At 73.3% G+C, this 16,788-nt stretch carries 14 protein-coding genes; 8 read left to right on the top strand and 6 right to left on the bottom strand.

Features of this window, described 5'->3' with window-relative positions; genetic code table 11:
- The first annotated feature begins 203 nt into the window (after positions 1–203).
- The gene (locus C5N14_RS30280) at positions 204–830 is read left to right on the top strand and encodes an NADPH-dependent F420 reductase (protein ID WP_117673147.1); all 627 of its coding nucleotides are present in this window, start codon (positions 204–206) and stop codon (positions 828–830) included.
- A gap of 91 nt (positions 831–921) precedes the next feature.
- On the opposite strand, the gene C5N14_RS30275 is transcribed toward C5N14_RS30280, so the two are convergent.
- Positions 922–2,733, bottom strand: coding sequence for a VanW family protein (locus C5N14_RS30275; protein WP_117673132.1), 1,812 nt, complete (start codon positions 2,731–2,733; stop codon positions 922–924).
- A 597-nt stretch (positions 2,734–3,330) separates the two neighbouring features.
- Between C5N14_RS30275 and C5N14_RS30270 the strand changes: the two genes are divergently transcribed.
- Positions 3,331–3,873: a DUF6230 family protein gene (locus C5N14_RS30270; protein ID WP_117673145.1), complete on the top strand. Its 543-nt coding sequence runs from the start codon at positions 3,331–3,333 to the stop codon at positions 3,871–3,873.
- A gap of 52 nt (positions 3,874–3,925) precedes the next feature.
- Positions 3,926–5,563, top strand: coding sequence for a DUF6114 domain-containing protein (locus C5N14_RS30265; protein WP_117673130.1), 1,638 nt, complete (start codon positions 3,926–3,928; stop codon positions 5,561–5,563).
- A gap of 101 nt (positions 5,564–5,664) precedes the next feature.
- On the opposite strand, the gene C5N14_RS30260 is transcribed toward C5N14_RS30265, so the two are convergent.
- Complete coding sequence (locus C5N14_RS30260) at positions 5,665–7,335, bottom strand: DUF885 domain-containing protein (protein WP_117673128.1); 1,671 nt, start codon at positions 7,333–7,335, stop codon at positions 5,665–5,667.
- Between the two features lie 217 nt (positions 7,336–7,552).
- Between C5N14_RS30260 and C5N14_RS30255 the strand changes: the two genes are divergently transcribed.
- Entirely contained in the window at positions 7,553–8,647 is a 1,095-nt protein-coding gene (locus C5N14_RS30255) for a DMT family transporter (protein WP_117673144.1), read from the top strand.
- On the opposite strand, the gene C5N14_RS30250 is transcribed toward C5N14_RS30255, so the two are convergent.
- The 3 genes from C5N14_RS30250 to C5N14_RS30240 form a co-directional block, all read right to left on the bottom strand.
- A complete protein-coding gene (locus tag C5N14_RS30250) occupies positions 8,648–9,712 on the bottom strand; it encodes a PHP domain-containing protein (RefSeq protein ID WP_117673126.1) in 1,065 nt (354 codons plus the stop codon). It abuts the gene before it with no gap.
- A gap of 72 nt (positions 9,713–9,784) precedes the next feature.
- A complete protein-coding gene (locus C5N14_RS33885; RefSeq protein WP_256371577.1) occupies positions 9,785–12,709 on the bottom strand; it encodes a glycosyl hydrolase in 2,925 nt (974 codons plus the stop codon).
- Positions 12,710–12,918: 209 nt separating this feature from the next.
- A complete protein-coding gene (locus tag C5N14_RS30240; protein WP_117673122.1) occupies positions 12,919–13,689 on the bottom strand; it encodes a M23 family metallopeptidase in 771 nt (256 codons plus the stop codon).
- 154 nt (positions 13,690–13,843) lie between these two features.
- Here C5N14_RS30240 and C5N14_RS30235 point away from each other — a divergent pair, with 154 nt between their 5' ends.
- The 4 genes from C5N14_RS30235 (at position 13,844) to C5N14_RS30225 (ending at position 15,914) form a co-directional block, all read left to right on the top strand.
- Positions 13,844–14,233, top strand: a complete 390-nt coding sequence (locus tag C5N14_RS30235) for a hypothetical protein (RefSeq protein WP_117673142.1) — start codon at positions 13,844–13,846, stop codon at positions 14,231–14,233.
- Between the two features lie 153 nt (positions 14,234–14,386).
- Positions 14,387–14,590, top strand: coding sequence for a hypothetical protein (locus C5N14_RS31880; RefSeq protein ID WP_128763706.1), 204 nt, complete (start codon positions 14,387–14,389; stop codon positions 14,588–14,590).
- Between the two features lie 138 nt (positions 14,591–14,728).
- Positions 14,729–15,259: a tRNA adenosine deaminase-associated protein gene (locus C5N14_RS30230; RefSeq protein ID WP_117673120.1), complete on the top strand. Its 531-nt coding sequence runs from the start codon at positions 14,729–14,731 to the stop codon at positions 15,257–15,259.
- A gap of 211 nt (positions 15,260–15,470) precedes the next feature.
- On the top strand, positions 15,471–15,914 hold the full coding sequence (locus C5N14_RS30225; protein ID WP_207892944.1) for a nucleoside deaminase: 444 nt from the start codon (positions 15,471–15,473) through the stop codon (positions 15,912–15,914).
- Positions 15,915–16,039: 125 nt separating this feature from the next.
- Here the strand turns inward: C5N14_RS30225 and deoD are convergent, their stop codons facing one another.
- Positions 16,040–16,747, bottom strand: coding sequence for a purine-nucleoside phosphorylase (gene deoD / locus C5N14_RS30220; protein ID WP_117673118.1), 708 nt, complete (start codon positions 16,745–16,747; stop codon positions 16,040–16,042).
- Positions 16,748–16,788 lie beyond the last annotated feature (41 nt).

The following is a 16,788-nucleotide window of genomic DNA, read 5'->3' as shown; positions in this document are numbered from 1 at the left end:
ACCATTTCCGCGAAACGCCTCCCACCGGTGCCACGGGGCTCGGTAGCGTCGCTGTGGGACCCGCCGCCGCGGGGTTCCCCACGATCGTGGCCGGAAAAGCCGTACGTGGCGTATGCCTCCAGCACTCTTGGGACGCGCGGGTCGGGGTACCTGCCCACAGTTCGACCGGATCTGACCGCCGACAGGCGGAGGCAGGAGTGGTCATGAAGATCGGAATCATCGGATCGGGGCACATCGGTGGCACACTCACCCGGCGGCTGCGGGCCCTCGGTCACGACGTGACCGTGGCCAATTCGCGCGGGCCGGCGTCCCTCACCGAGCTGACCCAGGAGACCGGCGCGACCGCGGGCACCGTGGAACAGGCTGTCGACCAGGCCGAGCTGGTGGTGCTCGCGATCCCGCTGCTGGCGGTGCCGGCGCTTCCGGCGGAACTCTTCGAGGGCAAGGTCGTCGTCGACGCCGACAACTACTACTCCCAGCGGGACGGGGACATCGCCGAACTGCTGGACCGCAGCCTCAGCTCCAGCCGCTGGACCGCCGAGCACCTCAAGGGCGCCCGGGTGGTCAAGACGTTCAACAACATCCTGGCACAGCACCTGCTGGAGAACGGGCGACCGGCCGGCTCGGCCGATCGGATCGCCCTCCCGGTGGCCGGCGACGACGCCGAGGCCAAGCGGATCGTGATGGAGCTGGTCGACGCCCTCGGCTTCGACCCGGTGGACGCCGGCACCCTCGACGAGAGCTGGCGGCAGCAGCCGGACACCCCCGTCTACGGCACGGACCGCGACGCGGACGGCGTACGCCAGGGGTTGGCCGGGGCGCGGCCCTGAGCGACCGCCGGGGCGGTGTTCCGCGTACCCGATGGAACTGCCCCACCGGCGTTGCCGGCGGGGAAGTTCCGTGCTCGGGCCCGACGGGCGCTCAGCCGCCGGCGGGACCGCAGACGTAGCGGGGCTCGGCCAGGTACCGCCAGGTGAACTTCTCCCGCTTGAGCACCTTGCCGTCCTTTTTGATGATCCGGAAGGCGTCCTGGGTGAAGCCGTCGATGCCGTTGCTGGAGATGCACGACGGGCCGGCTTCCAGGTGGATGGTCTTCGGGCTGGTGATGTCCCGGCGGGGCCCGTACTCGGTCTTGACGCTGTCGTAGATCTTCGTGCTCCAGATCGACACGGTCACCGAGCCGGCGGTGTACGAGGTGTCGATGAGGACGCCGTACGGGGTGTTGTTGCGGAACTTGAAGTCGAGGTTCGGCCAGAAGATCGTCGACTCGATGACCGCCGGGTACCGGCTGAACCAGTACGAGTGCGGCTTGTGCTCGACGTCCTCCAGCCCGGCGTAGTAGGTGGCGTTGAACAGCGTCGTGGTGAACTGGGAGACGCCGCCGCCCACGCCGGGGACGAGCTTGCCGTCGAGGATCACCGGGGCATCCTGGTAGCCCTGGTCGTAGCCGCGCTCGCCGGTGTGACCGTTGAGCGAGAACGTCTCGCCGGGCAGCACGACCGTGCCGTCGACCTCCTTGGCCACCTGCACGATGTTCTGACTTCGGGGCGAGGAGAGTCCGCCGGTGAACCGGGTGGTGAAGCGGGACACCCGTTCCTTGATGCCGAGGCCGGCCAACTTCGCCGTGGTCACCTCCGGCTGGGTCTCCTTGAGCTGGCCGGTGACCGTTCGGTCGTCGGCGCGGGGCAGCACGGCGAGCAGGTCGTGGCCGAGCGCGGTCGGGTCGAGCTGCTGGCCGGGCCGGCCGTCGACCGGCGTCGGCCGGCCGCCGGTCACGGTCATCCGGGCGTCGCGGGGTTCCACCTCGATGGCGGCCAGCTTGTCGCCGAGGGCGGAGCGCAGCCGCTTCACGTCGATTCGGGGGGTGAGCTTCCCGCGGTCGTCGGCGGTGAAGCGCAGGCTCCGGGCGATGGCGGTGGGCGGGATGGTGACCGTGCCCTTGGGCGTGCGAAGCGTCACCGGGGCGGCGACGGCGGGGCGGGCCAGCTCGGTGACGAGCCGGCTGACCTCCTCGTCGGTCGTCGCCGGCAGGGTCTCCACCAGCGGGATGGCCACCGGCTGGCCGGAGAGCCAGCCGTCCCGGACGGCCTGGGCCGAGCGCTGCGGGTCGAGCGCGAGGCCGGGCTTCGGACGGACCGGCTTCGGGGTCGTGCCGGTGAAGATGATCGCCGGAACGGTCCACTCGCGGGTCTGGTCGCCGGCGGCCTTGCGCAGGGCGGCGTCGAGCCGGGCGGCGTCGACGGTTACCACCGGCGCGACGGTGCGGGACCCGACGAGGCGGCTCACCGGGTGGGCCTGCGCCCGGGCGGCGGCGTCGACGGTGGCCTCGACGTCCACCGTGAGGCCCACGTCGGCGGGCTTCAGCTCGACGGTTCGCTCGCCGACGGTCATCCGCAGCGGGGTGCTCAGCGTGCCGGCCCGGTCCAGCTCCGTGCGCAGGTCCCGGACCGCGTCGGTGCGGCTGCGCCCGCCGAGTTCGGTGCCGAGGACGCTCGTGCCGCGCGGGACGTCGCCGGCGTAGGCGTACGCGCCGACGCCGGCCACGGTGCCCAGGACCGCCGTGGTGACGCCTGCGGCGAGCAGGATCCGCAGCCGCCGGGACCGGGGGCCCGGGCCGCCGCCGGGGGCGGTTGCCGCAGCGGGCTCCGGCTCGTCGTGCGGCCAGCTCACCGCGGTCACCTTGACGGTCGGCCGGTCGTCGGCGGGCGGCAGTGTTTCGCCGTACACAGTCACAGCAACCTCGATCGGTACGTACCACTTGGGTGTCCCCACCCGGAGGACACCTACGGTAGCCAACGCCCGGGCGGTCCGGCAGTCTGCGCCCCGGCCACGTCCGCGCAGGGTGTCGACGCCCGACGCACCGGGTGTGCGCCGCGCGGACCGATCGGGGCCCGGGCGTGACCCGGTCGGCCGTACGGGGGATCGATGGATCATCCTCAGCGTCTTTTCAGGGCCCCGTTACCAAAAAGTTACCGACGGGTATCACAACTACCCCACGTGAGACATCGATCGATGGCTTGTGTGCTCTGCCCGTTTTGTCCGGCGGTCGGACCTGGCGGGCGCTGACCGTTGGTGACCAGTCGCGATCTTGGTGGCGCCGGATGGTTACCGGTCAGTAGCGCGGGTCTTGTGAGCCAGGTCGCTTCCGCGAGAGCATCCAATCCGCAGCCCGCGCCGTCCGCCGAGCACGGCGGCCCGCGGCAACACCACACCGCAGCTTTCCTGTCCCGAGCCGCCCCGGGCTCGGTGATCCCCGTCCTAGGAGGACCCGTGAAGGAATCGGAAGACCGTCTGTCGCAGGGCGGTACCCGTTGGCGGCGGTTCGCCGCGATGATGGTGCCGGCGACCGCCGTTGCCGGCGCCATCGTGTTCGGCATGGCCAACGGCGCGATCGCGGCGTCGTTCGCCGTCTCCGGCCAGACCTTCAAGGTCGGGGCCTCGAAGCTGGAGGGCGACGGCTTCAAGCAGTACGGCGGGTTCGTCAAGGAGAAGGACGGCACGGCCCACCCGGTGGCCGTCTCCGAGATCACCAGCGCCAAGCTCTACGACCTCTGCCAGTCGGTGAAGGTGCCCGACCTGCCGATCGTGCTCACCATCAACGCCGGTGGCGGCGGCAAGCCGGCCACCGCCGAGGGCCTGCTGATCGACATGGAATCCCTCGGCGGCGACGCGGAGTTCAAGAACATCAAGATCGGCCGGGACGCCACCGACCTGAACGCCAACGCCACCGCCAAGTCCTTCGGGCAGAGCGCCGACCACGTCACGATCACCGGTCTCGAACAGGTGGCCCGCTCCACCAGCGCCGCGATCTTCACCCTGAACGGGCTGAAGCTCAAGATCAATATGGGCGCCGGTGCCAAGGAGTGCTTCTGAGCCACCCCCGAGGCCCGTGGAGGGCGTCCTCCACGGGCCTCGGCCCTGCCTCGTGACCAGTGAGCACCGCCAGGAGGAGTACGTGACGACCGCCAACCCGCAGCACGCCCAGCCGGGCAGGCTCAGTCAGGCGTGGCGCGGCTTCCGCCGCTGGCGACGGAGCCGACCCTTCTGGGGTGGGCTGTTCACCGCGCTGGCCGGGGTGGAGATCTTCTCCACCACCCAGATGAGCCTCAGCGGCCTCACCTTCCAGATGGGGCCGACCGGCTTCCTGTCCTGGCTGATCCCGGTCATCCTGGTGGCCTGCGGGATGCTGATGTGGTTCACCCCCCAGCAGCGGATGTTCTACGCGATCGTCGGTGCCGTCACCGCCGTCTTCTCGCTCATCGGGGTCAACCTCGGCGGCTTCTTCATCGGCCTGCTGCTCGGCATGGTCGGCAGCGCCCTCGGCTTCGCCTGGGTGCCGTCCCGCCGGCCGGCCACCGAGCCGGCCCCCGCCCCGGCCGAGCCGGAGCCGGTCGCCCAGCCCGACGACGCGGGCGAGCGCGACGACGAGCCGGCGCTCGTCGACGAGCTGATGCCCCGGTCGGAGCCCGGCGAGGACGTCACCGGTCCGCTCACCGACACCCTGCCCCGGCCCCGCAACCCGCTGCGCGAGCCGTTGCCCGCCGACCAGGACCACGACAGCACCCAGGTGCTGCCGACGGTCGGGCCGGACGGCCGGCCGCAGGGCGGCCCGTACCGGGACCCGAAGCTGCTCGCGGTCACCCTGGTGCTGCTCAGTGTCTCGGCCGCAGGGGTCCTTGCACTGCGCGACCAGAGCCCCGTGCGGGCCGCCCCGGCCGTCCCCTGCCTCACCCCGTCGCATTCGAGCACGAGCCCGGCCGCGCCGAGGCCGTCGGCGTCCCGCCCGGCCGGCGAGAGCCCCAGTTCCAGCCCCACCCCGAGCCCTGGCCCGGGGAAGACGCCGGGCGGCAACCCGATCACCGACATCATCGACGGCATCGGCGACCTGCTCACCGGCGGCGACGACGGGCCGGCGACCGGCGGGACGGACGGGGCGACGGCGGGGGCCAGAGCGCCGGCAGGGGCCAGTCCCACAGCGACCGTCACCCCGACCCGCGGGCCGACCTCGTCGGCCAGGCCGACCCCGGACGCCTCGGCCGGCACCGGCAAGCCGGGTCCGGACGGCCCCGGTTGCGCCACCCCCGGGCCGGGCGAGGTCGAGGCCGGCAAGCCGCTGCCCCGGATCGCCGCCGAACCCGGTCAGCCCCGGGTCGCGGCGGAACCGTCGAAGCTCACCGGCTCCAAGGTCACCATGACCGGGCTGCGGTTCGAGGGGATCGTCGAGCTGGACACCGGCGCGGGCAAGCTCAGGACGCTGAAGTTCAGCATGGCCAAGTCCGTCACCGACGACTTCCTGCTCCAGGCCGACGGCCCGGGCGGGAAGACCATGCGGTACGTCACCGACCGGCTGACCGTCCAGGGCGACGTGGTCTTCTACGCCACCCGGTTCGTCGGGCGGCTGCTCGGCATCAAGATCACCCTCACCCCTGACCTGCCGTTCCCGGACGGCATCCCGGTCACCTCGCCGATTCCGATCACCTTCACCGACCCGGTCATCGATCTGGCGTACGTCGACAGCGACGTCCTGACCGGGGAGCCGGAACTCAAGCTGAGCCTGGCCTGACGCGGCCACGCCGGCCGAGAATCAGCGGCCGGCATGGCCGGTGAACATGCGACGGCCGGGAGCCCGGGGGTCCGCCCCGGTTCCCGGCCGTCGCCGTCGCCTCAGATCCGGGCCAGCGCCCGGCGCAGCGGGTCGAGCCCCAGTGCCCCGAGGTCCAGCGCCTGCCGGTGGAACTCCCGGAGGTCGAAGTCGGCACCCTTGCGCGCCTTCGCGTCCTCCCGGGCCTGGAGCCAGATCCGCTCGCCCACCTTGTACGAGGGGGCCTGTCCCGGCCAGCCGAGGTAGCGGTTCAGCTCGAAGCGCAGGTTCTCGTCCGGCACCCGGCAGTGCGCCCGCATGAACTCCCAGCCCAGCTCCGGGGTCCACCGCTCGCCGGGGTGGAAGCCGAACGGGTTGTCCTTCGGGATCTCCAGCTCCAGGTGCATGCCGATGTCGACGATCACCCGGGCGGCCCGGAACGCCTGCCCGTCGAGCATGCCGAGCTTGTCGCCCGGGTCCTCCAGGTAGCCCAGCTCGTCCATCAGCCGCTCCGAGTAGAGCGCCCAGCCCTCGCCGTGCCCGGAGACCCAGCAGAGCAGCCGCTGCCAACGGTTGAGCAGGTCGGCCCGCACGGCGGTCTGCGCGACCTGGAGATGGTGGCCCGGGACGCCCTCGTGGTAGACGGTGGTCACCTCGCGCCAGGTGGAAAAGTCGGTCACGCCCTGCGGCACCGCCCACCACATCCGCCCGGGACGGGAGAAGTCCTCGCTCGGGCCGGTGTAGTAGATCGCCCCGTCGCTGGTCGGGGCGAGGCAGCACTCGATGCGGCGGACCTGCTCCGGGATGTCGAAGTGGGTGCCGTGCAGCTCGCCGATCGCCTTGTCGGCCAGGGCCTGCATCCAGTCCCGGAACGCCTCCTTGCCCTGGATCGTGCGGGCCGGGTCGGCGTCCAGCGCGGCGACCGCCTCGTCGATGCTCGCGCCGGATCCGGCGATCCGCGCGGACACCGTCCGCATCTCGGCCTCCAGCCGGGCCAGCTCGGCGAACCCCCAGGCGTACGTCTCGTCGAGGTCGACCTCCGCGCCGAGGAAGTACTGCGAGGCCAGCTCGTACCGCTCCCGGCCGGCGGCCTGCTTGTCCCGCCCGACCGGGGCCAGCTCGTCGCGGAGGAACTGGCCGAACTCGGCGGTTGCCGCGGTGGCCGCCGCGGCGCCCCGGCGCAGCTCGGCGTCGAGCGTGCCGTCCGCGCCGAGCCGTTCGACCAGGCCGTGGAAGAAGTTGTCGCCGTCCGGATCCGTCCAGACGTCGCACTGCTTGGCGACCTCGACGAGCTGCGTCCTCGAACTGACCCGGCCGCCGGCCGCCGCCTCGCGCAGCGTCGTCTTGTAGCCCTCCAGGGCGCCGGCGAACCGGTTGAGCCGGGCGGCGATGTCGGCCTGCGCGTCGGCGCCCCCGGTCGGCATCAGGTCGAACACCATGCGGAGGTCGTGCAGGCCGCTGGCGATGACGTTGACCTCGCTGGTCGTCTCGCCCGCCTCGTACCGGGCGAGGTCCAGGCCGAGGCGCTCCTGCATGGCCTCCTTGGCGGTCCGTTCCGACTCCGACTCGGGCTCGGTGACGTCGAGGTCGGCGAGGGTGCGCCGGGTCAGCTCGGCCCGGGCCGTGTAGCCCTCGGGCGACAGGTCGTCCAGCTTGTCGTCGTGTCCGGCGATGCCGACGTAGGTCGCGCCGATCGGGCTCAGTGGCGCCCAGTCGGCGACGTACCGGTCGGCGAGGTCATCGATTCGTCCCACGGCTGCGACCCTACGCGACCATGCCGCCTCGTTGTCGACCCGTTTGCCGTGTTCAGGGCAGCAGCTCGGCCGGGTCGAAGTCGCTCGGGAACGGCGCGCCGACCCGCAGCCGTGCCCGCCGACCGCCCCGGCGGCGGTGTCGTAGCCGTCGAACTCGCCGAGGGTGAACAGCTCGACCGCCGCCTGTGGATATGCGGTTGCTGTGGTGGGCGACACGATGGCCGAAAAGCGCGGGACTTCATCGTACGGCTCCGGCAGAGTGTCAGGGGTGAGAGCGGACATCACCCCTGACAGGTCGGCGCTGCGTAGCTGGCTGCCGGGCTTCCTCGCGCTGGCCGCGATCTGGGGCTCCAGCTTTCTGTTCATCAAGGTCGGCATCCGGGAGCTGCACCCGCTGCACCTCACCCTCTACCGGGTCGCCGCCGGGGCGCTGACCCTGCTCGCCGTGCTCCCGCTGCTGCGCGACCGGCTGCCCCGGGAGCCCCGGGTGTGGGCCCATCTCTTCGTGGCCGCGGCCCTCGGCGTGGCCGTGCCGTTCACCCTCTTCGGGTACGGCGAGCAGCGGGTCGAGTCGATGCTCGCCGGGATCTGGAACGCCACCACGCCGCTGATCGTGCTGCCGATGGCGGTGCTGGTGTTCCGCACCGAGCGGCTGATGTCGCGCAGCGCGGTCGGGCTGGGGCTGGGCTTCGTCGGGGTGCTCGTGGTGCTCGGCGTCTGGGAGGGCGTCGGCGGGGCCCACTTCACCGGCCAGCTCATGTGCCTCGGCGCGGCGGCCTGCTACGGCGTCGCCATCCCGTACCAGAAGCGGTTCATCGCGGGCAGTTCCCACTCCGGGGTGTCGTTGTCGGCGGCCCAGCTCGTGCTGGCGACCGCCCAGCTCGCCGTGGTGGGGCCACTGGTGGCCGGGGCGCCGCCGGCGCCCACCGGCCTCTCGGTCGGGGTGCTCGCCAGCGTGCTCGCGCTGGGCGTGCTCGGCACCGGGCTGGCCTTCGTGATCAACCTGCGCAACATCCGGGTCGCCGGGGCGAGCACCGCCGCCACGGTGACCTACCTGGTCCCGGTCTTCGCGGTGCTGATCGGCGCGCTGGCACTCGACGAGCGGCTGAACTGGCACCAGCCGGTCGGCGCGCTGGTCGTGTTGGTCGGCGTCGCGGTGACGCAGGGCCTGCTCGGCCGGCGCAGGCCGGCGGCGGTAGCTCCCGGCCCGGCGGTGGCCGAGGAGGGGAGCACCCCGATCGAGGAGCCGGCCGCGTCGGCGGTCGACGGGAGCGTCCATCGCCTGCCGGCGACCGGGCCCGCCGCCCGCTGATCAGCGCCGGGCCCACTCCACCAGGCGGTCCGCCGGCCAGGTGTTGACCACCCGGTCGGCGGGGACGCCGCACAACGCCGCCCGCTCGCAGCCGAACCGCTGCCAGTCGAGCTGCCCCGGGGCGTGGGCGTCGGTGTTGATGGCGAACCGGCAGCCGGCCTCCAGGGCCCGGCGGATCAGCCGCTTCGGCGGGTCCTGCCGCTCGGGGCGGGAGTTGATCTCGACGGCGACGTCGTGCTCGGCGCAGGCGGCGAAGACGGCGTCCGCGTCGAAGTCGCTCTCGGCCCGGGTACGCGGCCGGTGCGCCCGGTCGCCCGGCCCCTTCACCCCGGCCGGCCGGGAGGAGACCATCCGGCCGGTGCAGTGGCCCAGGATGTCCAGGTGCGGGTTGGCGATCGCGGCCAGCATCCGCCGGGTCATCCTGCCCCGCTCGTCGCCCAGCGCGCTGTGCACCGAGCCGACCACGACGTCGAGGCGGGCCAGCAGCTCCTCGTCCTGGTCCAGCGAGCCGTCGGCGAGGATGTCCACCTCGATCCCGGTGAGGATGCGGAACCCCTCGGGCAGCGCCGCGTTGACCGCCGCCACGTGGTCGAGCTGCTTGCGTAGCCGGTCCGCGGTCAGCCCCCGGGCCACCTTCAGCCGGGGAGAGTGGTCGGTCAGCACGACGTACTCGTGGCCCAGCTCGACCGCCGCGAGCGCCATCTCCTCGATCGGCGAACCGCCGTCGGACCAGTCGGAGTGGGTGTGGCAGTCGCCGCGCAGCGCCGTACGCAGCGCGGTGGCCGCGGCGTCCAGGTCCGTGCCCTCGGTGGCGACCAGCCGGCGCAGGTAGACCGGTTCCTCGCCGGTCAGCGACTCGGCGACGCAGCGCGCGGTGACGTCGCCGACCCCGGCCAGGTCGGTGAGGCTGCCGGCGCGGGCCCGCTCGGTGACCTCGTGCGCCGGCAGTGCGGCCAGGGCCTTCGCCGCCGACCGGAACGCCCGGACCCGGTACGTCGCCTCGTTGGCCCGCTCCAGCAGGAAGGCGATCCGGCGAAGGTCGGCGACGGGGTCCCGGGCGGTCATGCCCTGCAACCTACGCGCCCGCGCCGCCGGTCGGGGGGGCGACCGGCGGCGCGGGGGTGGTGGTGCGTCGGATCAGGAGTACGGCAGCCTGACGACCGACTGGTTGCCGAGGCCGAGGGTGGTGGGGTTGTTGCCGATCGCCGACCAGACCTCCACCCGGACGGTGCCGCCGGTCAGGTTGCCGAGCGTTCCGCTGCTGGCGGCCAGTCCGGCGGCGTGGGTGTAGTGCTCGTACCCGGCGACCGGGTCGGTGGCGAAGTAGCGGTACGTCTCCACCCGTTCCCAGCTTCCGTTGCCCGTCAGGTCGTAGGAGACCCGCACCTGCACCCCGTTGCCGACCGCGGCGCCGGCGTCGAGGAACAGGTCGAACGCGGTCTGCCCACCGGCGTACCCGAGGTTGAGGCCGGTCGCGGTGAACACCCGCGCGTTGGTCGGGGTGCCGTCGTGGTTGCCGTTGGCCGCCGCCACCGTCGTGCTGGCGGCGCCGCCGGCCGCCCCGAGGCCGCCCCCGCTGAGCAGGTACCGGGTGGGCGAGCCGGACGGCGGCGGGGTGGTGGGGGTCGGGCTCGGGCTGGTCGGGGTCGGCGACGGGCTGGTGGGGGTCGGGGTGGGCGTCCGCGTCGGGCCCGGGCCGACGCCGCCGCTCGCGTTGCCGCCGCTCCAGGTGTACGCCCCGGTGGTGGCCGTCTTCCCGGCCGCCACGGTGAGCGTGGTGCCGTCGGAGAACCGGACGGTGATCGGCCCGGCGGTGATGTTCGACGCCACGTACGTCCTCGCCCCGTCGCGGGTGAACACGGCGCTCAGCGGGTGGTTCGCGCTGACCGTGGTGTCGACGGTGCCGAGCGCGGCGAGGTTGCGGATCCAGTGGAAGGTGTGCGCCCGGCTCTCCCCCTCCTCCGGCGTGTAGCCGGGGTTCGCCCGCAGGCTCGACAGCGCCGCGTTGGCGTCGCCGAGCGCCTGGAACTGCCAGAGGACGTCCTGCCACACCGTCGGCTGCCCGCCGTTGTTGCGGACCAGCTCCGCCCAGTTGGTCCGGACGTACGCCGGGTCGTAGCCGAGGTAGAGGTGGCCGCCGGTGACCGGCAGCAGGTTGATGCCCTGGATCATCTCCGGCTCGGCGCTGAACCAGGTCGAGTACGCCCCGCCGTCGCCCCACACCATGCCGACCGTGGAGTGCCCGAAGCCGGGCGGGAAGTTCTGGTCGGAGTGGTCGAACCAGTACTCCTGGATCGCCGCCGCCTGGGTGGTGTAGAGGAAGATGCCGGCGTCGCGGACGGCGGTGTCGCCGGTGGCCTGGCCCCACTGGATCAGGGCGTTGGCGAAGTTCATCCCCTCCGACGAGGACTCCTGGTTGTTGCCGGCGCCGAACGAGCCGTGACCGGAGGCCCAGTCGTGGCCGGCGTAGATGTCGAAGTCCCGCAGGTACGGGAACCGGGTGTCGTTGCGGTCGTAGTTGTCGGCGTCCCGGATGAGCAGGTCCACCATGCCGCCGTAGCGGGCGTCGGTGGCCCACTGCGGGTCGAACTTGGCCAGCGTGGCCGCCGCGGCGATGAAGTAGCCGTAGTGGAAGTGGTGGTCGTTGAGCTCCTGGTCGGACCCGTACGACGCCGGGTAGCCGATCAGCGTGCCCCAGTTCTGGTCGTAGTAGAAGACCTTCGCGGCCTTGCCGGGCGAGGCGGTGAACCAGTCGGTGAGGGTGGCCCGGACGGCGTTCAACGCGCTGTCCCGGGTGGCGGTGTCGCCGACCAGGTCGGCCACCTCGGCGATCCGGGCGGCCCGGCCGAGGCCCTTGCCGGTCCAGTACGTGTCCCCGCCGCGCTGGTCCATCGGGTTGCCCCGGACGGCGGCGAGCTGGTCGCGCAGCGTGGTCAGGTCGGCGCCGGAGCCGTCGCCGACGGCCGGCAGTTCGGGCAGCACCCCCTGGAAGGTCATCGCGGTGCGGAACTGGCTGACGCCGGTGAGCACCTTCATCCGGCCCCGGGCCGACGGGTAGCTCTGGGCGATCGGGGTGGAACCGGTCAGCGCCTTCCACTGGTGCGGGTAGAGGCTGACCACGGTCTGGGTGGCGGTGCCCTCCCGGGCCGTGGTGGTGAACGCGTACGTGGTGGTCATCCGGCTGCTGGCCTGGTCGTAGGCGTACGAGACCCGGGTGCCGGTGACGTGGGCGTGCGCGTACCGGCCGTAGGAGGCGGCCAGGTCGGCGCGCTCCTGCGCGGTGCTGCTCGCGGTGGTGGGCAGCAGGGCGAGGGAGAAGTAGCCCCTGCCGGCCAGCGTGGACGAGATCCGGCCGCCGCTGACCGTCCAGCTCGCGCCGCTCGGGGCGTACCCGACGTAGTCGTGGCCGGCGACGGTGAAGCCGATCGTGGCGCCGCTGTTCGACCAGACGGTCGGGGCGCTGTTGGCGCTGACCACCGCGTCGCCGCCGGTGGTCTGGAAGTACGCGAACGGCAGCCCGTGGCCGATGGTGGCCCGCATCGTCCGGGCCCCGTCGCTCCAGTACGGGGTGACGGTCCAGTCGGTCCAGTCGGCCACCTTCACGGTCGGCGCGGCCAGCCCGGCCACCCCGACGCGGATGTCCTGCACGTACGGGTAGTGGAACTCACCGACGCCGGTGGCGGTGCCGCTGATCGCCGGGGTGGAGTTGGCGGAGAAGCCCAGCCCGTCGGTGAACGTGTCGTAGGAGAGCGGGTGGGCGTGCAGCGGCTCGCTGTAGGCGCAGTCGGTGCGCTTGAACAGCAGCGACGACCACCAGTCGTTCGTGGGCACGGCCCCGGCGGGGGCGTCGGCGGTGACGAACTGCCGGGGGTTGGTGGAGAGCTGCCCGCACCCGGAGGGCAACGGGCCGACCGGGGTGATGGTGTAGCTGCCCGCGCCGACCGGGGCGGCCTCGGCGGGGGCGGTGTTGGCGGCGACGGCGAGGCCGCCGGCGACGAGGGCGAGGACGGTGGTCGAGGCGAGGGCCCAGAGGCGGTGGCGGTGTGGTGCGGGAGGTGTCACGGGTGCCTCCATCGCGCGGGGCTGCCGGACCGGCCGGCGGCGGCGCTTGGTCGGAATCGGGAGGTTCGTTACCTGTGAGAGCGCTCTCTCAGGAGGCGACGTTAACCGCTTCCCGAGACATGCGTCAATGTGTCCGACCGGTTAAGCCGTGATGTCGCGATTGGCCGAGCGGTTGGGCCCGCTCCCGGCGGGCTGCCCACCCGGCGCGGTCAGCCGCCCCCGCCGCCGGCCGCCGGGGCCTTCGGGCAGCCGTGCTCGCGCCGCCACGCGCCCACCTCGACGGCCGGCTCGCGGTTGCCGTCCCGCCGCCACGAGTCGAGGTAGCGGGCCGGCCAGACCACCCCCCGCCGGATCCACCAGTCGCCCCGGGCGGTGCAGGGCGGCGAGATGCCGAAGTGCAGGTGGCAGACGTTGTTCGCGTTGCCCGTCCGGCCCACCCTGCCGAGCTGCTGGCCGGCCCGCACCCGGATACCCGCGTCGATCCCGGTGGCGATCGCGCTCAGGTGCGAGCCGTAGTAGCGCACCCCGTCGTCGCCCAGCAGCGACACCGACAGGCCCCCGTTGTTCGGCCCCCGCGGCCCCCGCCGGTCGAACCGGTCCACCCGGCTCACCTCAAGAATCGTCCCGTCGGTCACCGCCACCACCGGCTCGCCGCAGTCGGCGAAGATGTCCGTTCCCGGGTACGCCGAGTGGGTCGGGTGGTAGTCGACGTTGCCGGCGCGTACCGGGAAGACGTGCCGCAGGCCGGCCCGGGTCGGCGCGGTCGAGGCCGACGGCCGGGCCGGCGTCGGCGTCGGCGGTGCCGGCGGCGTGGCCGGCCGGTCGGCGGTAGCCGGGCCGGTCGGCCCGACCCACCCGCGGCTGCTCGGCGCGGCGGACGGCGGCGGCGCCGAGCAGCCGGCGGCCAGCACCGGCGCGAGCAGCAGCAGGACCGGGTACGCCGTACGCACGCGGCGCCGGCGCGGGAAGCGCGAGGACATCCGGCCATCCTGACAGAACGGTTACGGTTGGGCGGTACGGTCCGGGGCGCCGCCGGCACCAGTCCCGCCCGGCTGGCCGGATCGCCCGACTGGCCGGATCGCCCGGGTAGGCAGGATCGCCCGGTGCGGGAGCGCCGGCTCGGAAGGAGTGACGGTGACGACCTGGCAGCCCACCCTCCCCGCCGATCCGGAACCGGGGCGTCCCGGTTCGCGTACCCCCTCGGGGCTCTTCCCCTCCGGGCCGCCGTCGCGGCCGACCTGGCGGGAACCGCACCCCGTCACCGGGGCGGGCGTCGCCTCCGGCGGCGCGCTCGCCGCCGCCTGGTTGGTGCTCTTCGGCCTGCTCGGCCACGACGTCCCCGGGTACGCCTGGTGGACCGTCCTCGCCGGCGGGCTGGCCTGGCTGGCCGCCCTGGCGCTCGTCCGGTTCGGCGACCGGGGGGTGGCCACCGGGGTCGCCATCGTCACCGCCGGCGGCTGGAGCGTCGCCGCCGCGGTGGTCGCTGTGCGCTGGGCGACCGTCGGCGACTGGCCCCTGTGGTGAGACCGCAGCCGGCGCGGCGCGAGGCCGGTGACCGGAGTTGCCGCCGCGCGGCTCGGCACCGCCCACCACGCCGACGGCAGGTGCCCGGCGCGGGGCCCGCCCGGGTCGGCCGAGCACCGTCGGTCGCGGCCCGGCTGCACACAGAATCCCGTCTTGACGTACCCGCTCCGACGGCGCACCCTCGGCGGTATGGCCTGGACCACCTCCCGCCTCGACCCCGAGCGGAGCCGCCGCCGCCTACAGATCCTCGCCGAGCTGGCGGGGGCCCGAGCGGTACGCAAGCAGGACCGGCCGCAGCGCGCACGCACCGAGCGGTTGCGGCAGCTGATCGCCACCCGGCGTCGCGTCGCGGGTTGAGCCGGCACCGGCCGGCCGCCGCACTTTCCAACCGGATTGACCGGCCCTTCGGGGCGTTGACCGGTCGCCTGCCGACCCGACCGGTTAACGTGCACGCGTAACGAGTCGGCGAGTTGTGCCGAGGCTATTGGGGGGACCGTGTCGTACTTCGCTGCCGCGGTGGTGCGCGACGAGGGCGGCTGGGCAGCCGCCGAGGTGAACCTGCGCGGCGCCACCGACGTCGACGAGGTCGCCGACCGGCTGCGCGACGTCGAGCCGGACGCCGACCTGTCGCTGCTCTTCGTCGAGGCCGACGACGCCTACCTGGTCATCCTGCGCCTCGACGAGGGGGAGGACCTGCGGGTCTTCGGCTCCGACTCCGCGTACGCCGAGGAGTCCCGGCTCGGTGCCCTGCTGGTCGGGGACCTCAAGGCGTCGGTCACCGGCTTCGACGAGACCGACGAGCCCCGGTCGAGCGCGGCCGGGAGCGAGGACGACAACGAGCAGCCGGCCGTCGACCCGGAGGCCGACCCGGTCGGCGACGCGGACCTCCTGGCGGACCTGGGCATCTCCACGCAGCGGCTGCTGGCCCTCTGCACGCACGAGGGGATGCTGCCGGCCGACGTCACCACCGAGGTGTGCCAGATCCTCGGCTGCGCCGAAGAGGTCGAGGAGTTGCGTGGCGTCTGACCCGGCACCCTCCACCGGCGGGGCCGGGCTGACCGGTGGTGGCTCGGCGGCGGCGGGTGCCGCCGAGCCGGCCGATGCGACCGACCCGGCGCTGGGGCCCGTGCGACCGGGCCAGCCGACCCCCGGCGCGGTCGGGCGGGTCGGGCCGGGCGCGGCCGAGGGACTGGCGGAACTGGACGGGACCGGCCGCCGGCAGCGGCACGAGCTGTGGATGCGCCGGGCGCTCCAGGTCGCCGTCACCGGCCCGGAACCGGCCGGCCCCGGTCCGACGGCGGACGACGTGCCGGTGGGTGCCGTGGTCTACGGTCCGGGCGGGGTCGAGCTGGCCGTCGGGCGCAACGAGCGGGAGCTGACCGGGGACCCGACCGCGCACGCGGAGGTGCTGGCGCTGCGCCGGGCCGCCGAGCGCCTGGGCCGCTGGCGGCTCGACGACTGCACCCTGGTGGTGACCCTCGAACCCTGCACGATGTGCGCCGGGGCGATCGTGCTGGCCCGGATCCCGACCGTGGTCTTCGGGGCGTGGGAGCCCAAGACCGGGGCGGCCGGCTCGCTCTGGGACGTGCTGCGCGACCGCCGCCTCAACCACCGCCCCGAGGTCTACGGGGGGGTGCTGGAGGCGGAGAACTCCGCCGTCCTGCGGGCCTTCTTCCGCTGAGGCGAGATCCGCCGTGGCGGGGCGCGCCGGGGGCAGGATCGCGCTCGATCCCGGATGTGGTGGCGTCCGGGCAGCCGGACGCCATTGTTTCCTGGATCGAGCGCGATCCCGCAGGGGCGGAGTGGTCAGGCGATGATGGTGTCCAGGCCGATCTCGACCATCTGGGAGAAGGTCTGCTCGCGCTCCTCCGAGGTGGTCTTCTCGCCGGTCTTGATGTGGTCGCTGACCGTGAGGAGGGTCAGCGCCCGGGCCTTGAACCGGGCGGCGATCGTGTAGAGCGCCGCGGACTCCATCTCCACGGCCAGCACGCCGTAGTCGGCGAGCGTGTCGTACAGGTCGGGGCGGTCGGTGTAGAAGGCGTCCGCCGCCAGGACCGGGCCCACCCGCATGGTGACGCCGCGCCGCTCGGCCACCTCCACCGAGGTACGCAGCAGCCCGAAGTCGGCGACCGGGGCGTAGTCGATCAGCCCGTCGAAGCGCATCCGGTTCATGTTCGAGTCGGTGGAGGATCCGATCGCCGCCACCACGTCCCGCAGTTGGAGATCCTCGGCGAGCGCCCCGCAGGAGCCGACCCGGATCAGGGACTTCACGCCGTACTCGTTGACCAGTTCGTGGGCGTAGATCGAGGCCGACGGCATGCCCATGCCGGAGCCCTGGACGGAGACCTCGACGCCGTTCCAGCGGCCGGTGAAGCCCAGCATGCCCCGGACCGTCGAGTAGCACGTTGCGCCCTCGAGGTAGGTCTCCGCGATCCACTTGGCCCGTAGCGGGTCGCCCGGCATCAGGACCCGCTCGGCGATCTCTCCCGGCTTCGCGCCGATGTGCGTACTCATGGCAGGAATCCTGCCAGGCCGGCCGGGGCGATACCGGTTCG

The organism is Micromonospora sp. MW-13 (assembly GCF_003434305.1).
Lineage (GTDB): Bacteria > Actinomycetota > Actinomycetes > Mycobacteriales > Micromonosporaceae > Micromonospora.
Note: the sequence above shows the minus strand (reverse complement) of the source record. Positions and strands in the feature narration are given on the sequence as shown.